Raw genomic sequence first — 20180 nt, 5'->3', positions numbered from 1 at the left:
TCCGGAAGCCCGATTACTGACGGTTGTCGGGCTGCTGCCCGTCATCGATGATGTGCGGCGTGATCAGGATCAGGAGATCGCGCTTCGTCTCCCGACGGTTGGTCACACCAAAGAGTCGGCCAATGATCGGGAGATCGACGAGCACGGGGATTCCCGACTTGCTGATGCTCACGGTCGTCTGCGTCAAACCGCCCATGACTGCCGTCTCGCCGTCGGCGACGAGCACTTCGTTGTCGACCTTCTGCGTCGGGAACACTGCGCCGACGTCGTTGGCCTGGAACTGTACGTCCGAGTTCTCGACGTGCACGCGCATCTGCACCTGACGATTCGCGGTGATCTGCGGCGTGACCGTGAGAATGACGCCGGTCTGCTGCATCGTGACCTGAGCGCGCGGTGCGTTGCTGGTATTGCCAGACGCCGAACCGGCGTCGATGACGCGGATCGGAACCTGTGTACCGGCCGTCAGGTTCGCCGTGCGATTGTTCAGAACACTCGCGCTCGGCTCGGCCTGAACGTCGAGGAGCGTGTTCGTCTGCAATGCTTCGAGGAAGGTGCTGAAGTCGTAGTTGCCCATCGCCGTGGAGTAGACCAGCTGCAGCGCCGCGCCTGGGACGCGGGCCGACGCGTTAGCAATCGCCGACACCGCGTTGCCGCCGAGGAGAATCTGTCCAGCGTCCGTCAACGGCTTGCCCAGCGAGTCGAGTCGCGGAATGATGTCGTTGAAGAACTGTGATTTCGAACCAATGTCGTAGCGAAGGCCGAGACCCTCGAGCGTCGAGCGGTCGACGAGAATAATCTTCGCCTTGATGTTCACCTGCGGCTGGCGCAGATCGAGGCTCTTGGTGTATTCCACGAGCTCGGGCAGCGCCGACGGAACGTCAGTGATGCTGATCGAGTTGGTGATCGTATCCGCCGTGACCGTGCCGCGCGCCGGGCAGGTTGCGCTCTGGATCGCGCCCGGCACCGAGTTGGCCGACGCCTGGGCAGCAGCCGACGGTCCAACCGCCGAACACACACGCGTCAGTCGCGCGGCCACCATTTCCTTCACACCCATGGCGCGCGAGTAGTTGAGGCGCACCGTGCGGTTGGCGAGCGGAATCGTCGCCTGACGCGCCGCGATCGCTTCATATGTATCGACGACGATCACGCCATCGGGATTGACCGAGACGTCATAGCCGTTGGCGTTCATGATCTCCTTCAGCGCCACGTCCCACGGAAGGTCGATGACGCTCGCCGTCACTTTGCCAGTGACGTTCTTCGAAGGCAGAATCGTGCGGCCGGTGAAGGCGCTGAACGTCGCCAGCACGTCAGCGATCGACGTGTCTTCGAAGTTGTTCGTGATGTGCGGTTCCTGGCGCTGCTGACGAACCTGCGCCGCGGAGCGATTGTCGCGCGACGCAAACGCAAGCTCACGACGCGGGGCAGAATCGATCACCGACGTCGGGGCGTACGCCTCTTTGCGCACCGGGACCGGCACTTCTTTTTCAATTACGATCGCGGGCACCGCCGGCGTCGCAACTGTCGGCTGGCTGACAACCGTCTTCGGCGCCGACACCTCGCGCACCGTGCTCGCGGTGTTCTGGCCAGCCTGCCAGGGCTCGAACTTGTCGGTCGACCCGTCGACGCTGATGTGCAGCTCGCCGTTGTCGTTCGACACCGTATAAGAATGCGGCGCGTCGAGCGTCAACACGACGCGGACGGTCGTCTTCGTAAACTGTGAATAGCGGATGCGCGTGATGCCGCCGCGTGCGACGCCATCATACGCGTCGCCATCGGGCAGCCCAAGCGTTGCGCCAGCCAGGTCAAGCACGATCTTGTCGGGCTTGGCGAGTGTGAAGTGCTTGAACGTCACGGAGCCATCGACGCGTACGACGACGTCGGCGCGCCCGGTGCGCGGCACCACGCTCAGGGATACGACGGTCGCGTCATTGAAGGTCGGCGTTGCCGGAACGTCAGCAGTACGACCTCCGATCGCGCCGAACGCAGCAAGCATTGCCGAGGCAAGCGTCCGGATTGGAATCATTTTCCCCTCGCTTTGGTGGTGTCGCGCAGAACTAGAGAGTCCTGTCGCGTCGTGCCGAATTCATCGATCGTGAACACGACGGTGGTAAAGCGGATGTTTGAAACGCGCATGCGCCCCAGCGTGGACCCCGTCGTCACACGGTATTGAGCGTTGGTGCCGATATCACGGAGCGTCGCAACCGAGTGACGTCCCGTGTGGTCGTACAACACACCGGTCAGGCGAAGATCACTCATCGCCGGACGCAGTTCGTTCGTAGTGAGCAGCGAATTGAACGGGTCGCGCCGTCCATCCGATCCATACATGAACGATTCGCGATAAATCGTCGGCGGCGGGCCAGCCGTATCCGGCGCAGGCGCGGCCGGCGCAGCAGCCTTGTCAGCCGCGTGCGCACCCTTGCCGGCCGACGCAACCTGAACCGTCTTCACCGGTGCGGGCTTCGCAGCCGGCGCAACGCTCTTCGCCGCCGGAGCTGGCGTCGACGCGGCCGGAACCGGCGCCGCCTTCACCGCCTGCGCTTCCGGATGCTGCTCGGCTTCGGTGTGCGCGTTGGTCGCGTTCACCGCCTTCTGCGTTGCCTTACGCGCCGCGGCGAGCGGATCCTGCGCGCTGGCCGTGCGGCTCGCAACAACGAGCGCTGCGCCGAGAATGAGAGCGCGCATCACGGGGCACCTACCTTGGCGGCCGTCGGCTGCTTGACGGAAGTGTGAGCGACGTACGTCTGAATGCCAAACCTCGCATCGAGGAACTGCTCGTTCTTTTTCGCTCGGCGCTCGCCCTGTCGATTGCTCGGCGTAAGCGTGAGGTTGATCGGCGACACGATGCGCGGCATCGAACCGACGTTGCCGAGGAACTCGGCGACTTCATGCCAGGGGCCGGTGACGCCCATCTTGTAGCGATAGGTGTCGAACTGATCGCCGTTGATGACGCCGTCCGGCTGCACATCGGAGAGCTCGAGGCCCGCACGGCGCGCGGCCGTCGAGACCGACTCGAGCAACGCCGGCACTTCGTTTTCTGTCGGCACCAGTCGGCGCAACACTTCGAGCTCACGTCCGAAGCCATCGGCTTCGAGCTTCATCTTGGTCGCGCTACCCTTGGCGACTTCGATCTTGGTGAGCTTGTTCAACGAGTCGAGCGTATCGAGACGGAACTCGATCGCATGAAGCTCGGTGTTCTTGGGCGACCAGACGAGCTGCTGATAAACGCCGGCGAGTGCGACAGCCAGCACGCCGAGGATGAACAGCTTCTGATCGCGGGAATTCTGCGGAAGGAGCGCCATGGTTACCTGACCGACAGCGTGAGCGGCACGCGATGCAGCATCAGCGAGTCCGGGCGGACGTACCCGATCGTCAACTGGAACTGCGCGACCTCTTTACCCTGCTCCACCGCGAGCTCGGACTTGTCGAGCTGCACATTGGAGAGGTACGGCGATGCTTCGAGATCTTTCATGAAGCGCGTAACGGCCTGGATGTCGACCGTGCGCCCGGAGACGCGAATCGAGATGACATCCTTTGGGATCACCGTGTCCATGCGCTTCGGCGCCTTGCGCTTCTTCGCGGCGGCCGAGGTGTCGTCACCGGCTTTCGGCGTCACGACGACGTTGTTCGTGCCCTGTGGCGTACCGGCGAAGGACACGGCGGTGAGCCACGTGTACTGCGGCAGCGCGCGGCTGATTTCGTCGAGAACGTGCGGCCAGACGTACCGGTCTTCGTCGATGCTGCGGATGACGTTGACCTGGCGGAGGAGCGTATCGCGCGTTGCTTCGGCGCGGTAGCGATCCTTGAGGAAGTTTGCATAGCGCGTCGAATCGCGCAGCGCGACCTCGCGACGCTCACCGAGCGTCGCTTCCTTGGTGTTCTGCATGACGTACAAAACCGCCACGGCTCCGGCACTCACGACGAGTGCGGCGATGGAACCGATGAGGAACTTGTCGCGAAGACGGTTCGAGACGCCCGCGGCGATTGCGCCGAAGTCTACGGCTTTGGCGCGCGCGGCCTTCTTGCGTCCGGCACCTGGCAGAAGATTGATTTCAATCATTGGCTGGCCTCGGGGCTTAGCGGCCGTTCGGGGAGATCATGCGACCTCCCGGAGCGCCAGACCGATGGGAAGCATCAACAGCGGCGCAATCTCATCGGTGACGAGCGATGCGAGCGCGCCATCGCGCACTTTGAGATTCGCCAGCGGATTGGCCTGACGAACGGTGAGACGAAGGCGAGCGGCGAGCATGTCGTTGAGGCCCGGGATGCGCGAGCCGCCACCACACGTGTACAGCGATCGCATGGCACCGGCGCGCGAGTTCTGCGCGAGGTAGGCCGCGGCGCGCTCGACGCCGACGGCGATTTCCTCGCCGCGGCTTTCGATGACCGAGTCCAGGTGCGGCGAACGATCGTAGCCCTGCAAGAGCTGCTGCGCGGCTTCGGCGCTCAGACCGCGCTCACGCTGCAAATCTTCACGGAAGCGACGCGTGCCCACGGTGAGATCGCGCGTGAGGAGCGGAACGCCTTCGTCGAGAATATTGATGTTCGTGACGTCGTGGCCGATGTTGAGCAAGCCGACGACGCCGTTCATCGCGTCAGGGTGATTCACTTCGAACGCGTTGTGCAGCGCGAACGCTTCGACATCGACGACAGCCGGCTCGAGTCCAGCATCCGTGCATACGCGAATCTTCGACTCGATCAATTCACGCTTGGCGGCGACGAGCAGCACGCTCATCTCCACGCCATCGCCTTCTGGATCGAGAATCTGGAAGTCGAGCTCGACCGATTCCATATCGAACGGCACGTGCTGCTCGGCTTCCCATCGCATCAATTCGCGCGCTTGCTGCTCCTTCACGCGCTCGATTGAGATTTTCTTAATGATGACGTCGCGACCGCCAACGGCGGTGACGACATCCTTGTTGGTGATCTGTGCACTGGCGAGCGCCGTCTGAATCGCGTCGGCAACGATGCCGGGATCCATGACTTCGCCTTCGACGATCGCATCTGCGAGCAGCGGCGTGATCGTCACACGAACCAATTCCGGCTCGCGCTTCGAATGGTCGATCACAGCGACCTTGATCAACCCCGATCCGATGTCGAGACCGACGGTTGTTTTCTTCCGACCAAACAAAGCCATGGTAGTGCTCAGTGAGCGAGTGGACGGCTTGCTGGGAGACAGCAATCGCAAATTGCGATGACGGTAGGAACAGCGAGTGTTGCGATTCGTCTGCCGTGTCTGTCGATGCGACTTCGCATCAACAAGCTGTCATTCCCACCGAACACGACCGACTTTCAAGCAAGTAACAGCAGAGTGCGCTTAGGTGATTGGCATCACAGGATTTAGAAGATCTCTGTCCAGTTTCTCTGCTGCACGACGCGCAATTGTGCGATGCGACGCAATGCACGAGCAACAACACATGGAGAGAATCGTACGACGCCACCACCAACATCGATTGCGAATTGTTCCGCAGGCGGATTTGCAAACGACAACATCGCGCCTGTGAGCATCAACTCATTCGTCGTGATACTGATCGGGCCTCGAGCGATGAGCAGCCCATTCATCGTGAACGGACCAACGATCGAAACACTCCCGTCCGCGATCATAACACCCTGGAACGAACTGTTGCTGATGACAGTATCGGCACGAATGTGAATTGCTCCACTCGCAGCCTCGATCAGCTGTTGCTGCCATTCGGCCTGCGCATAGTGAGTTGCATCACCAACACGCGCGTTTGTGGCGACGCGCACGCTATCCGGGCTCGCAACCGTGGCTCCTGGAGGCACCGTAACGCCGGCAAACGACGACATCGCGCAATCGGCATCGGTGGCGGTGTCTCCTGTTATCGCCAGTCCGCCACGGAGTCGCACCGAGCCGCGTGCAGTAAACGGAGACGTCGGAAGTGGTATGAGCGGTCGCCATCGCGCCACGACATTGATGCGGCGTCGTCCGGCGTCTCGACCCGATAGCTCCGCGTCCGCAACGAGCCACAGCGTATTGTCCGGGAGTCGCGTGGCCGCAACAGTCGTTTCGATCGGTAGCGCCGACGCAACACTCGCCGCGTAGATCGATGCGCGACCCAGCGGTAGATCGGCGAGACTGGTCGTGATCGCCCCGGAAAGCATCGAATGCACAGCAGCGTCAGCGCTCGCCATCAGCGACGCATCCTCTCTGCCGAGCTCCGACGATCGCTGCGCCAATGTTGCTGTCGACACCGCACCGCCAATGAGTAGCGCAATGAGTGCGATCATCATCAGCGCCGCGAGCAACGCCACTCCTCGCCGATTGCGTCGATCGGGCATCATCGCCGATTGCGAAGCAAAACCCATTCGCCAATCGAGTCGACACGTTTGCCGGGTGTCGTCGAGAGTGCGCGCGCCGTATTCCGCGCCTGACCGCGAACGTCGATTCGAATCAGGGCAATTGATTTAGTATCGGCAACGGGCGACGCGGACTTAACACCCGCGCTATCGAAATATTGAAACGTGAGTCCTTTGGACGCCGGCGACAGAAAGGGACCACTCACGGGCTGCACGGTATTGAAACGCAGACTCGCGTTGTTCCAATCGCGCTGGCCGAGATACCACTGTCCATCGGATCCGCGATATAGGCTGTACCGCATTGGGCGAGTCACACGCAGTGGTGCACCGAGCCGGTCGCGTGGAGTGAATCCGTCGAGTGCGAGCGCGACGCGAGTGAAGGCCTTCGCTGCAGCGCTGAGCCTCGGCCCAGCGGGCGAACAATCCCCTGGCCCCACAACCGCCGTTGCTCCGACGCGGAAGGGTTGCCATTGCTCCGCCGAATCATTCGCAACGAGAACCCAGGCGGTGTCGCCGACCTCGATCGCTGAGAGAGTTCCGGCATACGCGGTAACCCCCTGGCTCGCAGGCGCCAGGACCAAACGAGCACCACTCGTATCGCATCCGACTGCGGTCGCGATCGTTGCTCGTATCTCGATCGATGTGTCGCGCGCTTCGCGAATATCTCTTGCACTACTAGCGACTGCGTTCAAATCGATAGGAAGAATCGCCAGCGCGTCGCCGAGCTGCGACGATAGCGCCGCGTTGTCCTCGAGATCGGCAATGACGCGCTGCTCGCGCATGCTGATCGTTGCAACCAGCGACAGCGCGATACCGACAATCGCCACGCAGACCAGGAGCTCGAGCAACGTGACGCCCGGACGCGCCGACTGGGATCGAGCTAACATGGCAAGCGTGTGCGAAACGCGACTGCTTTCTCGACGCCGGCCACATTGAATGACACGCTGTCGTAGAGCTCACGCACGCCTTTCGTTGGCGGCATCGCCGTCCAGAACTCGCTAAGCCCCGATGCACTGGTGGCTGTGCCGCTCGCAGCCATGCAGGATCCTGCACCAAGCACTTGGAGTCGATCGATGGCGGCGCGCGTCGCCGCAGCGCGCAGACGCACTTCATTGGTCCGACGGACAAGCACCGAGCCAGCGGCGACGAGCGCGAGTAGCCCGACGTCGACGAGCACGACTGCGATGAGCACTTCGATGAGCGCGAACCCGCGGCGACGATGCATGGCGCCAACGTAGGCGCGTGGTGCGCGAAACTCGCATCAAACGAGCGCGCGCAGTGCCAGATGTCGGAGCATCGGCATAGCGCAGATACAGCAAACCCCCGGCAACGCTTTCGCGTTACCAGGGGTTGGGACCAAGCACCTTCGCTCGGGGCTGGGCACCGGGCATCAAGCCCGGTGCCTGTGCTTATCCAACCTTACTTACAAGCCGGCTCGCCTTCAGCCGCGGTCGTAATCGTCGGGTTGGTCGTGTTGATGCTGATACCGCAGGGCTGCGTAGCCGGCAGCTGCGAGTGCGTCACCGTCGCGGTCCAGTAGCCCGAACCAGCAACGATCGTCGGCGAGCTGACACCAGTCGAGCTCTGGAACTTCAGGTCCGTGATCGTCTGCGTGTACTTCGAGCTGTCCGAGAAGAACGCTTCTTCCGCGGTGACGAGGTTGCGGAGGTCGGACTTCATCGCCGTGACGTACGCCTTCGACTTCGTGTTCGCAAACTTCGGAATCGCGATCGCGGCCAAGATGCCGATGATGACGACGACGATCAGAAGTTCGATGAGGGTAAAGCCCTTGCGCATTTTAAGCATTTGCTTGGTTCCCGAGAGAAGGTGTTCGAGGGGTGTTCGCGACCCGAGTAAAGCAACGGACGGGCCCGATTGGCTCGCCACACCTAAATGGCGCTATATCAACGTCTTATGGATTCAGCGATCGGCGGCATGCCCGCGCGGGGACGTGCCTTTTGCACGGAGTCTGGCAGTTTGCTAGGGCTCCCGGTGAGTGTAACGGCCGGTCCCGACTTGTCCCCGCCCTCTGCGACATACACCGAATCGGCAAACACGACCAGGCGCCGCAATGCCTTTATGTCGCCACCGAAACGCATGGATTCGAACGCCATGGCTTTTGCCTCCTTGTAATACCCTTCATTGAGAAGGCACCACGCGAGCGCGCCACGGCCAAGCGGAAATTGTGGATCGAGACCGTGAGTCCATTTGTACATCGGGATCGCGGGACCACACAGTCCAACGTTGCGATACTCCTCCGCCAGATCGTACGAGAGAAATGGATCGTACGGAAATAGCGTGAGCGCCGTGCGATACTCTGCCTCACCGTCACGCAGACGCTTTTGCTCGAAGTTCCACGCACCGAGCATGAAGTGCGCGCGGTAATCGCGGGGCGCATCGAGAACCGCCTGACGGAACAACCGATCGTTGTCCTTCCACACGGTGGTGCGCTGAATGCTTCGACCCATTGCCGCCACGATGGCCAACGTCGCTAACGCAATGCCAAAGGCACGCGCTCGCTCGGGTGAGCCGAATCGATCGCGCAAAGAATCCGCGACCACCACGATCACACCGCCGAGAATCAACATCGCGCCGACGCTCGGCAAAAAGAGCGTGCGCTCGGCGAGAACGATTCCCGCCGGCAAGAGAAAATTGCTCGACGGTAGCAGTGCAATGCATCCGAACGCGATGCCGAAGCTGATTACTGGCTGCCGGCGACGCAGCAACACGCCGAGTGAGAGAATCGCTACGAGTAGCGCGAGTCCCGGGATTTGATTGAAGCTGAATCCCTGCGCAATCTCGATGTCCGGTGGGCCGTACTCCGACGACAAACGCACGGGCCAGAACAGAAGACGAATCCAGGCCGGCACGACGCCAAGCGCCGTCAGCACGCGATCACGACTGGTGATGTGCAGACTGTTGAACGGCGTGAACGGTTGGAAGCCGCCGAGCGGCTGATTGGTGAGCACGTGAGATCTGAGCGCGAGCACACTCACGGCGACCAGCGTCAACGTCAGATAGAACAGTCGGGCGCGCGCGATGCGCTGGGTCAGCGTACCGTCGGCCGGAATCACCGTGAACTCGGCGGCGGCGAGAATCGCCGGGAGCACAAAAGCGTGCTCCTTTGAGAAGCAGCCAATCGCGTACAGCACGATGACGGCAACGGCCGTGCGCGGCTGCAGCGGCCCCTTCATTCGATCGCGCAGATACAACAGGATTGCGGGGACCAGCGCGATAGCAACCCAAAGCTCCGACTGCCCCACCACGTTCGCGACTGCCTCGACGTGAATCGGGTGGACGGCGAACGCCGCGGCCGCGAGCCATGCAGCCCACGACGGCAGGAGCCGCCGAGCGAGGAGCAACACCATCACCGCGGACACAGCGTACAGCAGGATATTCGCGGCGTGAAATACGATTGGTCGGCCGCCTCCGATCACGTACTCGATCTTGAAGGCGAGCATCGTGAGTGGACGATATCCGTCGCCGCCCCAGGCGCCCGGCCAGTACGACGAGAGAAACACTCTCCACCAGTGAGCGAGGCTACGCATCGCGGGGTTCTTCTCGATGATGTAGCGGTCGTCGTAGGTGAATTGATTGACGATGCCGATTGCCGACGAGACGACAGCCAGCAACGCGATGGCCGCGGCCGGCCAGCGAGAGGAGCGCGCGTTCATGCCGACAGGTTGTATTTGGTGATGTGCCAGAACGCGGCGATCCCGTCGCGCCAACCAATCTTCTTTCCTTCCGCGTATGTGCGTCCGGAATAGCTGATGGGCACCTCGAAGATTCGAGCGCCCGATCGCGACAGACGCGCCGTGATCTCTGGCTCGAAGCCAAAGCGTTGTGCGGTGAGCTTGGGCAACAGCGACCTCGCGAGCTCACCACGCACGGCTTTGTAGCACGTCTCCATGTCGGTGAGGTTGAGGTTCGTCCACATGTTGCTGTACGTCGTCAGAACCTTGTTGCCGACCGAGTGCCAGTAGTACAACACGCGGTGTGGTCCACCGAGAAAGCGCGAGCCGAAACACGCGTCGGCGCGACCATCGAGGATGGGCTCGAGCAGTGTCGGCCAATCGGCCGGGTCGTATTCGAGATCGGCGTCCTGGACGATCACGATGTTGCCAGTGCTCATCGATAGCGCCTGGCGAATCGCCGCGCCCTTGCCGCGATTCTCAGGATGACGATAGAGCTGAGCAATGCGCCCCTCGGCGAGGAGCGATTCGAGAATCTGTTGCGTGCCGTCCGTTGAGTGATCGTCGACGCAGATGATTTCCTTCGGCGTCGGCGTCGCGTGCACCTGATCGATGATGAGTTCGATCGTATTCCGTTCATTGTAGACCGGAATGAGCACGGACAGCTTGACGGCAGCGCGGTCGATGGGCGTGCGCGTGCGCACAGGCGATGCGGGCGTCGTCATGCTTCGACTCCGTACCGTGACAGCTTTCTATAGAGAGTCGATGGATCGATGCCAAGCACTTCGGCAGCGCGAGACTTGTTCCCGCTCTCCGTTTGCAGCACCCACATGATGTACGCGCGCTCCACGGCTTCGAGCGTTGGATTGGGCGGCGTGCGCGTCGACACGAGCGGCTCGGTGCGCGGCTCGGTGATGCGCTCGGGCAGCGCGCCGACGTCGATCGCATCGCCCGGTGTGAGGATGATTGCGCGCTCGATGGCATTCTCGAGCTCGCGGACGTTACCGGGCCACGGATACTCGGCCATCACGCCGAGTGCGTCCTCGGTGATGTGCTTTGGTGACTCGCCGCGCTGCTCGGCAATGCGATGCAGGAAATGCTCGGCGAGCAACGGAATGTCATCGCGACGCTGACGAAGCGTCGGCAGATGCAGCGAAATGACGTTGAGTCGGTAGTACAGATCGCTGCGAAAGTTGCCGACGCGAATCTCTTCGTCGAGATCACGGTTCGTGGCGGCAACGACGCGGGTGTCGACGGGAATGGCGTCTGTGGAACCGACCGGGATGACTTCGCGATGTTGCAACGCGCGGAGCAGCTTTACCTGCGTCGCCGGAGTCGTTTCGCCGATTTCGTCGAGAAAGAACGTTCCCTTCGTCGACGCGCCGAACAGACCGACCTTGTCCTTGATCGCGCCGGTGAACGATCCCTTCACGTGTCCGAACAGTTCGCTTTCGAGCAAACTCTCAGGGAGCGCACCACAGTTGATGGAGAGAAACGGGCCTTCGGTGCGCGTGGATAGTTCGTGGATATACCGCGCGATGATTTCCTTACCGGTCCCGGACTCACCTTGGAGCAGCACCGTGGAGTCGGTGGGCGCTACCGTTTCAACGAGTCGCAGTACGTCGATCCACGACTTACTCGATCCCACGGGGCGCGCAACGCCCTGCCGTTCGTGGCGTCGAATGGCCTGCTTGAGCGACTTGTTCTCGACGCGAAGCTTGCGGTGTTCCGCAGCGCGCCGAAGAATCGCGACCAGCTCGTCGTTCCGAAATGGCTTTTGGATGTAATAGAAGGCGCCTTCGTTCACCGCCTGCATCGCTGACTGCAGCGTGGCCTGTGCCGTCATCAGAATCACTGGAACATCGGGATCGCTCTGCCGAGCGGCGGCGAGGATCTCGACGCCGGTGACGTTCGGCATGCGAATGTCGGTGAGGACGATGTCCGGCGACATGTCGCCAATGCGATCGAGGCCCGCGCGTCCACCGTGTGCGAGGTGCGGCGAGAAACCTTCGTTACGCAGCAGAATATTCAACGAGTCGAGAATACCCGTTTCGTCATCGACGACGAGCACACTCGGCTTGGTTGCAACTTCGGTCACGAGAGAATTCCCTGGCCCGATGCGGCCAATTGGGGGACGCGTTGCGCCGGCTGAGGTACGCCAGGCTGCCGCGTCGCAACCGGTTTTGCCGAAGGGAGAATCACAGTGAAACGCGTCCCGTGCGTTCCACTGTCTACGAACACGAGCCCGCGATGCGCCTCGATAGCGCGATGGACGACCGCGAGCCCCAATCCCGATCCGTTCGCTTTCGTCGTAAAGAACGGATCGAACATTCGATCACGGATCTCCGGCGGAATGCCCGGCCCGTTGTCCGACACGCGAATCGTCACCGTGTCGCCTTCCATGGCCATACCGGGCGGCACCTGATCGCCGCCGCCCCGTACGACTTCGATACGTACTTCTCCATCATCGGACGATGCCTGCACGGCATTGAGCGCGAGGTTGAAAATCGCGCGGTGCAACAGGTCTTCGTCGCCCTCCACGCGAATTGGGTCGCCATCGGCGACGTCGCAGAACACCTGCGCCGTGGGCGGGCGGTCGGGGTGCGCCATGGCCAGACTGGCAGCACTGCGCGCCATGACGCCGAGATCGACCGTCTCGGTGCGCGCTACGCGGACGCGAGCAAAGTCGAGGAATTCAGACAGCAGCCGCGACAGCCGATCAGACTCGCGCATCACGAGACCGCTCAGCGTCTTGTGGTCGTCGGAGATCGCGGGCATCCGCGAGATCTGCTCGACGGCACTGCGAATCGACGCCAGCGGATTTCGGATTTCATGTGCAAGCGACGCGCTCAACTCTGCGATGCCTTCGAGGCGCTCGGCGCGCAGCTTGAGCACCTCGAGCCGTTTCTGATTTGAGATATCTTGAAAGATCGCCGTGGCCGTGCGTCCGCCGCCGTCTTCGTCATGGTCGGTGTACGTCGTCGTCACGCCGACCGAAAGACGCCGTGTTGGGTTGGTGACGAACAGCTCACCGCGCGTCGTACGGATCTTCGATTCGGCCGCCTGACGAATAGCGTGCGACAGCTCGGGCGCCACTCGACTGATCACGTCGAGAATCGGCTCGCCAATTCGATCCGCGAGCTCGAGACCGAGTAGCTGCTCGGAGGTCGGATTGGCATAGAGTAGCCGACCGGCGACGTCGACCGTGACGACGCCGCTGCGAATGTTGCGCAGAATGTCTTCGGCTTGAAGTCGCGTGCGCTGGAGCGCGGCGACGAGTTGGTCAGTGCCCTCGCCCGTCGCGCGCAATTCCGCGCTCAGGTACCGAATGACCAGCGCAACGATCGCGATGATCGTGATCTGCAGCCAGACGGTCGGCTCTGGCAGCCACACACCAGGCGGCGTACCGGGCGGACGCAGAAACACGACGACTTCTATGAAGTAGAAGATCAGCCCTGTCGCGGCCACGAACAGGCCGCCTCCGGCCGGAACGAGCAGCGACGACGTCGCAATGACCAGGATGTACAGCGCCGAGAATGGCGATCCGACGCCGTTCGTTACATGGATGACGGCGGTAACGAGCGCGAGATCGAAAACCGCCTGCGCGTACAGGAACGTGGAGCTGAGCGGCTTTCTATATATTTCCGAATAGACGGCGGATACCACCGTCATCACGGTAGAGAGCGCGAAAACGAGAGCGGCGACGAGTGTGCGATCGGCCGCGATCTCCGACCAGCTGGAAATCGCGGCAATGAAAATCGCGACCGCGAGACACATTCGCCCGATGTACACCCATCGGACGAGTCGCCTCGGATCGAGAATCAGTTTGAGCGCCGGTTGGGTTTGGCGGGACGCGAGTCGCACGTGGAGGGGAGTTGCAAACTGCGAGAGTTCTTGAGCAGCGCAAATCGTTGCAATCTGCTAGAGCGCCTTACCAGCGTTGACGATCTCCGCCGGACTCTGGTTACGGGTCGACGCCCGGCATTCGGCGCTAAGAGCTAGAGGCTATGGAAGACGCGACACACCTGAACGTGACCCCCACGCTGTGGATTCCCCGCTCTGAGTTGAGCTATCGCGCATCGCGCGCGGGCGGCCCGGGCGGACAGCACGTGAACACGTCGTCCACGCGGATCGAGTTGCTATGGGATCTCCCCAACTCCCGCGCGGTTACGGAAGACGAACGCGCCCGCATTGCGACGCGCCTCGCGGCTCGCCTGGACGCCGATGGCAACGTGCGCGTGGTATCGAGTGAGCATCGCAGCCAGCAACAGAACCGTCAGACGGCCGACGTTCGCCTCGCGTCGCTCGTGCGCAATGCGCTGCACATTCCGAAGACACGTCGCGCAACCAAGCCGACAAAGGCGTCGAAGGAGCGGCGGTTGACCGAGAAAAAGCGCCAGAGTGAGAAAAAGCGCGACCGTCGAACCGACGATTAGCCCTCGCGATGGACGCGCGGCTTGAGCGTGGCCAGCGCGGACCGCGCGTGGGTCGCCGCGGCCGATCCGGGATACCGCTCGACGAGTCGCCGAAGTTCGACTAAGGCTCGCCCCGGATCGGCGAGCGGCCCGGAATGGAGATCGACAATCCGATTCGTCACGTAGACGTCCTGCCCCTGCGTGACATCGGGATGCCGCTGGACCTCGCGAAACAGTTCGGCGGCCCGCCGATGGTTGCCCTTCTCTTTCGCATACAATTCGGCGGCTTTGATTCGTGCGTCGATCGCTTCTGGGTTGCCGGCGATCACCGCCTCGAACGACCGCAGGGCGCCATCCACGTCGCCGCGCATGACGAGGGCTTGTTCACGCGAGTACTGCTCTGTGTAGGGTGTTGTGCTGCCTCCCATTGTGAAGCGCGCGAACAGCTGGCCGGCGAAGCGAGAGGTTGCGACACCTACCCAAACGGAGAATGCGCCAACCACGCCGCTGAGTCCCAGCGTGAACGCTCCCGCCATGAGCGGCTGCATTTGCGGGTCAATCTTGCGCGCGAGCGCCGAGAACAGCGCGAGAGAGATGGCGAACGTCGCCACGCCAAACATGCCCGCGCGAAGGATCAGCGCCCCGTCTGGCCCATGCCGATCGAACATCGTCGGCTTGTACGGAGCGGCCGGTTTAGTCTGCGATTGGACGCTGGATAGACGCGAATCGTCGGACATTGAGTGGGACCATTTCGATGGGACAGCATTCATTTCGCCAGTTTTTTTACACTCGGCGACCGCCGCGACGCGATAAACGGCGGCATTTGAACGACGCAAGAGACTGACGAATGTGGCGACACGACTATTACACGTTTCGACGTGACCTGCGCCGTTGCTGGAGCGGTTGAGGGGATGTCGACCCGGCGCAAATTCGCCGGGTCGTACCCGTTCCGGTCCCTTCCCCCCGGTCGCATGTTACACGCGCGCCGCCTGCTCCCACGCGGCGCCAAAGCCGGAGTGTTTGGACCCGAGCTTTTCCCCCCCACTTCCCTTAGGGAGGCGAGTACGATGACATCGAAGAGGCTTCGCCGCCTCGCCAGTTTTGCAGTATCAACTGCATTGCTGACGGTCGCTGCCGCCGTTGCTGGCGCGCAAGGTACGCTTACCGGAACTGTGACGACGCAGCCCGGTGGGACCCCACTTCAGGAAGCTCGAATCCTGATTCTTGGAACGAGCCGCGTCGGCTCCACTGGACCAGACGGCAAATACTCGATCCCTGGCATCCCGGCCGGTACGGCCGAGATCCGTGTGATTCGCGTCGGCTATCAGGAGCAGAAGAAGTCCGTTCGCATTCTCGACGGCCAGAAAGCAACGCTCGACTTCGCGATGAGCGCGACGGTCGTTCAGCTTCAGGAAGTCGTCACCACCGCCACCGGTGAACAGCGCCGCGTGGAAGTTGGAAACGCCATTGAAAACCTGACCGTTTCCAAGCTCACCGAGACCGCACCGGTGCGTACCATCTCCGACGTGCTGAATTCGCGCGTCCCGGGCGTCATGGTGCAGCAGGGAACGCAGACGGGCGCCGGACAGCGCATTCGCGTGCGCGGCGTGAGCAGCATCAGCCTTTCGAACGAACCGATTTTCGTCATTGACGGAATTCGTATGAGCTCGAACAACGGCTCGACCTCGTTCGGTAACGGTGGTGCGGACTTCAGCCGCCTCGGCGACATCAGCCCAGAAGACATCGAGAATATCGAAATCGTCAAGGGACCGTCGGCCGCAACGTTGTACGGCACCGACGCCGCGAACGGCGTCGTCGTCATCACGACCAAGAAGGGCCGCGCCGGCTCGTCCAAGTGGACGGTCTACGGCGAGGGCGGTATCCTCGACGACCGTAACTGGTACGCCGACAACTACACGCTCGCCGGCATGAACCCGACGACGAAGGCGAAGCTGGTCCTCTCGGGCCAGTGCAACCTCGTCATGGTTTCCCTCGGCACCTGCGTGAAGAGCGACGGCACCAAGGGCTACGACAGCCTTCGCGTCTACAGCCCGATCAAGGATCCGACGGTCACCCCGCTCGGCCTCGGCAATCGTCAGGCTGGTGGTATCCAGGTGAACGGTGGAACGGAAACGATTCGCTACTTCATGTCTGGTGGCCGCGACAACGAAGTCGGCGTGTTCAAGCTCGACGACTACGAGCGCAATCGTTTCGACTCGCTCGGCATCACGATTCACCCGTGGCAGGAGCGTCCGAATAGCCGTCTCCTGAACAACTTCCGCGCGAACATCAGCGCCCAGGTCAATCCGCAGTTCGACGCCGCCATCAACTTTGGCTACAGCACGATCGAAGCGCTGACCAGCAACGAGTCGAACAACACGGTCGGCATCGGTTCGCAGGCGTTCGGCGGCCCAGGCTACCGTAACAATGGTCTCATTAGCGGTCTGACGGATTCGCTCGTCGGTTATCGCGCTGGAACGCCCGGTCAGATCTGGGCCGAAAAGCTCCAGCAGAACGTCAACCGCATGGTGCTGTCGTCGAACCTCAACTGGCGTCCGACGAGCTGGTTGCAGACGCGCGCGAACCTCGGTACCGACTTCGCCGATCGTAACGACACGCGCCTCCATATGAACGGCGAAGGCTGGCCGCTCACGGCGACGTATCGTGACGGACAGGCGTTCAACGCCCGTACGAACATCACGAACCTCTCGGCCGACCTCGGCGCCACGGCGAACTACAATCCGTCGCACTTCAACTGGCTGAACCTCAAGACCACGGTCGGCACGCAGTACAACAACTACCGTCTCGACCAGAACAGCGCGGGCGGTACGACGTTGCCGCCGGGTGCCGTGACCGCCAGCGCTGGCGCAGTCGCGTCGGCGTCGGAAGGCTTCACGATCCAGAAGACGTGGGGCATCTTCGTCGAACAGTCGGCTGCGTTGCGCGATCGTTTGTACCTCACGGCCGCCGTCCGCACCGACCAGAACAGCGCGTTCGGTACGAAGTTCCAACGCGTGTACTATCCGAAGGCGAGCCTTTCGTGGGTCATCTCGGACGAAGACTTCTTCCCGCGCTCGAGCATCTTCCGCGCGATCAGCAACCTGCAGCTGCGTCTCGCGAACGGTGCCTCCGGCGTTCAGCCTGGCCCGACGGACGCGCTCCGCACGTACTCGGCGAACTCGGCGAGCATCAAGAACACGGACACGCCGATCGAAACGTTCACGGCGATCGGTAACGACAGCCTCAAGCCGGAACGCTCGACGGAATGGGAAACCGGCTTCAACTCAAAGCTGTTCGACAACCGCGTGCAGCTCGACGTGACGTACTACTCGCGCGTGACGCACGACGCACTGATCAGCGCCATCATCGCTCCGTCCCTCGGTTCCGGCGCAACCCGTCAGAACACGAACCTCGGTTCGATCAAGAACGCAGGCCTGGAAGTCACCGTCGGCGGACAGTTGCTCGATCGCCGCGCGCTCGGACTCGACTTCCACCTCACGACGTCGATGAACGCCAACAAGGTCGTGAGCCTTGGTTCGACCGCGCCGCAGATCGGCGTCTCGAACTGGATCGTTCCCGGCTATCCGATCAGCGGCATCTGGGCCAAGCCGATCGTCGGTTACGCCGACAAGAACGGCGACGGCATCCTCACGGTCGACGAGGTCAAGATCGTCTCCGACACCGTTTGGGCGACTGATCCGAAGACTGGCCTGAAGTCGGTTCTCGGCGTCGGCACCTTCCGCGGCTACGCGGAGCCGCGCTACCTGACGTCGTTCACGTCGGGCATCGACCTGTTCAATCACAAGATCCGCATCCAGAACCTGTTCGACTGGCGCGGTGGCAACCGCTACTACAACAACACGGAGCGCATCCGCTGCACGCGCCCGAATTGCAACGGTCTGTTCAACCCCGCCGCGTCGCTCGAAGAGCAAGCAATGGACGTTGCGGCGATCTTCGCACCGGAAAAGACGCTCGACGGGTACATGCAGCCGGGCGCCTTCGTGAAGTGGCGCGAAGCGACCGTCACGTTCGAGATCCCGCAGGCGCTGCTCTCGCACACGCGTGCGCATGGTGGCAGCCTGGTGTTCGCCGCTCGTAACATCAAGAAGTGGACGAACTACCGCGGCAGCGATCCGGAAAGCGATTACACAGCAACTGGCGGCAGCGATGCACCGAGCGAGTTCCAGACGTTCGCGCAGCCGACGATTTTCCAATTCCGCCTGAACTTCAACTTCTGACCCTTCGCCAACCACTGATATGAGATTGCAAATGAGAAGTGGCCGAGCGGTCACCGCGTCTCTGACTATCGCGGCCCTCGTCAGTCTGGCGGCGTGCGATACGCTCAAGGACAACCTGCTCGACGCGGTCAACCCGTCGATCATCGATCCGTCGGCGGTGCAGTCGGCCGCAGGCGCGACGGCAGTTCGTAACGGCGCGTTGTCGCGTCTTCGCACGGCAACGGCCGACGGCGAAAGCTCCTGGCTGTTTGGCGGCCTTCTGGTCGACGAGTGGGCCACGAGCTCGACGTTCGTTCAGAACGACGAAACCGACCAGCGTCAGATCCAGTTGAACAACGCCACGGTCAATTCGACGTTGCGTCAGCTGTATCGCGTACGCACATCGGCAAACCAGGCCATCGCCCTGCTGAACACGTACAAGGCGCAGCCGGCGGCCGACATCGGCGAGATGTATTTCGCTCGTGGATTCGCCGAACTGCAGTTGGCGTCTGACTTCTGCAACGGCATCCCGCTCAGCGACGGCGCCAGCGAGACGGCGACGCTCGGCAAGCCACTGCCGGTGAAGGATGTGTTCACTGTCGCCAGCGCCTCGTTCGATTCGGCAATGGCACTGAGCAATGGCACCGACGCGGCAAGCCTTCAGGTCAACCGTGCGGCGCGTATCGGTAAGGCACGTGCGCTGCTCGGCCTCGGTCTGAGCAACGCCCCGGCCGCCGCCGCTCTCGTGACGGCGATCCCGACGACGTTCCGGTACGACGTCACGGCATCGTTGACCAGCACCAACACCCTGTGGGACCAGGCGACGAGCCAGAACCGCTACACCGTCGGCGATAGCGTCCAGGGGAATGGTCGAAGCATCCTCGTCAAGAATGCGATTCCGTTCTTCTCGGCGAACGATCGTCGAGTTCCGGCGCACTACAAGATCGGCACGAACGGCAAGGACACCACGAAGTCGCAGGATGGCGGTACGTTCGTCATCCAGGTCGACAGTCTCTGGGGTCCGTCGACGGCAGTCGCCGTCGCTGCCGGCATCGATGCACGCCTGATCGAGGCGGAAGCCGCGCTCCAGGCGGGTAACCCGGCTGGAATGATGTCGTTCCTGAACGGGCTGCGGGCGTCGACGCAGGTCATCACCGTCTCGAGCCCGAGCTCCACGGGCACACACGCGGGTTGGACGGTGCCGGTTCTTCCGGCGTTGACCGATCCAGGCACGACGGACAGTCGCGTCAACCTGCTGTTCCGCGAGAAGGCGTTCTGGACGTTCAGCCGTGGTTTCCGGTTGGGTGACCTCCGCCGGCTCATTCGCGACTACGGTCGCGCGGCGGACGGTTCCAACACCGGCGGCTACCCGATTGGCCAGCACTACAAGGGTGGCAACTTCGCCGGAGATCTCCAGCTGCCGGTCACGACCGACGAGCAGAATGGCAATCCGAACTTCACCGCCTGCATCGATCGCAAGGCGTAGGATTGGGGCACTCGGTCGGGCTTCGGCCCACCGAGAGACGGAAAGGGGGGGCGGT

Annotated in this window: 17 protein-coding genes; 3 read left to right on the top strand and 14 right to left on the bottom strand. The window is 62.3% G+C overall.

Annotated elements, in window-relative coordinates; genetic code table 11:
* Positions 1 to 13: 13 nt before the first annotated feature.
* The 13 genes from AC6H4Z_RS07540 to AC6H4Z_RS07480 form a co-directional block, all read right to left on the bottom strand.
* Positions 14 to 2023: a secretin GspD/PilQ domain-containing protein gene (locus tag AC6H4Z_RS07540; RefSeq protein WP_497546137.1), complete on the bottom strand. Its 2010-nt coding sequence runs from the start codon at positions 2021 to 2023 to the stop codon at positions 14 to 16.
* The gene (locus tag AC6H4Z_RS07535) at positions 2020 to 2682 is read right to left on the bottom strand and encodes a hypothetical protein (RefSeq protein ID WP_497546136.1); all 663 of its coding nucleotides are present in this window, start codon (positions 2680 to 2682) and stop codon (positions 2020 to 2022) included. Before AC6H4Z_RS07535 ends, AC6H4Z_RS07540 begins: the two co-directional genes overlap by 4 nt.
* Positions 2682 to 3299 (bottom strand): type IV pilus inner membrane component PilO, encoded by a 618-nt coding sequence (locus AC6H4Z_RS07530; protein ID WP_497546135.1) that lies wholly within the window; start codon positions 3297 to 3299, stop codon positions 2682 to 2684. Before AC6H4Z_RS07530 ends, AC6H4Z_RS07535 begins: the two co-directional genes overlap by 1 nt.
* A gap of 2 nt (positions 3300 to 3301) precedes the next feature.
* Entirely contained in the window at positions 3302 to 4057 is a 756-nt protein-coding gene (locus AC6H4Z_RS07525) for a PilN domain-containing protein (RefSeq protein ID WP_497546134.1), read from the bottom strand.
* 36 nt (positions 4058 to 4093) lie between these two features.
* Positions 4094 to 5134: a type IV pilus assembly protein PilM gene (gene pilM, locus AC6H4Z_RS07520; RefSeq protein WP_497546133.1), complete on the bottom strand. Its 1041-nt coding sequence runs from the start codon at positions 5132 to 5134 to the stop codon at positions 4094 to 4096.
* 203 nt (positions 5135 to 5337) lie between these two features.
* Positions 5338 to 6324 (bottom strand): hypothetical protein, encoded by a 987-nt coding sequence (locus AC6H4Z_RS07515; RefSeq protein WP_497546132.1) that lies wholly within the window; start codon positions 6322 to 6324, stop codon positions 5338 to 5340.
* Positions 6297 to 7202 (bottom strand): type II secretion system protein, encoded by a 906-nt coding sequence (locus tag AC6H4Z_RS07510; RefSeq protein ID WP_497546131.1) that lies wholly within the window; start codon positions 7200 to 7202, stop codon positions 6297 to 6299. The genes AC6H4Z_RS07515 and AC6H4Z_RS07510 overlap by 28 nt, the downstream gene beginning before the upstream one ends.
* Complete coding sequence (locus AC6H4Z_RS07505) at positions 7196 to 7540, bottom strand: type IV pilus modification PilV family protein (protein ID WP_497546130.1); 345 nt, start codon at positions 7538 to 7540, stop codon at positions 7196 to 7198. The genes AC6H4Z_RS07510 and AC6H4Z_RS07505 overlap by 7 nt, the downstream gene beginning before the upstream one ends.
* Positions 7541 to 7734: 194 nt before the next feature.
* Positions 7735 to 8121: a type IV pilin protein gene (locus tag AC6H4Z_RS07500; protein ID WP_497546129.1), complete on the bottom strand. Its 387-nt coding sequence runs from the start codon at positions 8119 to 8121 to the stop codon at positions 7735 to 7737.
* A 98-nt stretch (positions 8122 to 8219) separates the two neighbouring features.
* Positions 8220 to 9989, bottom strand: coding sequence for a tetratricopeptide repeat protein (locus tag AC6H4Z_RS07495; RefSeq protein ID WP_497546128.1), 1770 nt, complete (start codon positions 9987 to 9989; stop codon positions 8220 to 8222).
* On the bottom strand, positions 9986 to 10732 hold the full coding sequence (locus AC6H4Z_RS07490; protein ID WP_497546127.1) for a glycosyltransferase family 2 protein: 747 nt from the start codon (positions 10730 to 10732) through the stop codon (positions 9986 to 9988). The genes AC6H4Z_RS07495 and AC6H4Z_RS07490 overlap by 4 nt, the downstream gene beginning before the upstream one ends.
* Positions 10729 to 12105, bottom strand: a complete 1377-nt coding sequence (locus AC6H4Z_RS07485) for a sigma-54-dependent transcriptional regulator (RefSeq protein WP_497546126.1) — start codon at positions 12103 to 12105, stop codon at positions 10729 to 10731. The genes AC6H4Z_RS07490 and AC6H4Z_RS07485 overlap by 4 nt, the downstream gene beginning before the upstream one ends.
* Complete coding sequence (locus AC6H4Z_RS07480; RefSeq protein ID WP_497546125.1) at positions 12102 to 13871, bottom strand: ATP-binding protein; 1770 nt, start codon at positions 13869 to 13871, stop codon at positions 12102 to 12104. Before AC6H4Z_RS07480 ends, AC6H4Z_RS07485 begins: the two co-directional genes overlap by 4 nt.
* 143 nt (positions 13872 to 14014) lie before the next feature.
* Here AC6H4Z_RS07480 and arfB point away from each other — a divergent pair, with 143 nt between their 5' ends.
* Entirely contained in the window at positions 14015 to 14443 is a 429-nt protein-coding gene (arfB, locus tag AC6H4Z_RS07475) for an alternative ribosome rescue aminoacyl-tRNA hydrolase ArfB (protein WP_497546124.1), read from the top strand.
* On the opposite strand, the gene AC6H4Z_RS07470 is transcribed toward arfB, so the two are convergent.
* Entirely contained in the window at positions 14440 to 15159 is a 720-nt protein-coding gene (locus tag AC6H4Z_RS07470; protein WP_497546123.1) for a tetratricopeptide repeat protein, read from the bottom strand. The genes arfB and AC6H4Z_RS07470 overlap by 4 nt on opposite strands.
* Before the next feature lie 330 nt (positions 15160 to 15489).
* Here AC6H4Z_RS07470 and AC6H4Z_RS07465 point away from each other — a divergent pair, with 330 nt between their 5' ends.
* Both AC6H4Z_RS07465 and AC6H4Z_RS07460 read left to right on the top strand, forming a co-directional pair.
* Positions 15490 to 18660, top strand: coding sequence for a SusC/RagA family TonB-linked outer membrane protein (locus tag AC6H4Z_RS07465; protein WP_497546122.1), 3171 nt, complete (start codon positions 15490 to 15492; stop codon positions 18658 to 18660).
* Positions 18661 to 18691: 31 nt separating this feature from the next.
* On the top strand, positions 18692 to 20125 hold the full coding sequence (locus AC6H4Z_RS07460; protein ID WP_497546121.1) for a RagB/SusD family nutrient uptake outer membrane protein: 1434 nt from the start codon (positions 18692 to 18694) through the stop codon (positions 20123 to 20125).
* Positions 20126 to 20180 lie beyond the last annotated feature (55 nt).

The organism is Leucogemmata humicola, assembly GCF_055379415.1.
This window is presented reverse-complemented; position numbering and strand designations above follow the sequence as displayed.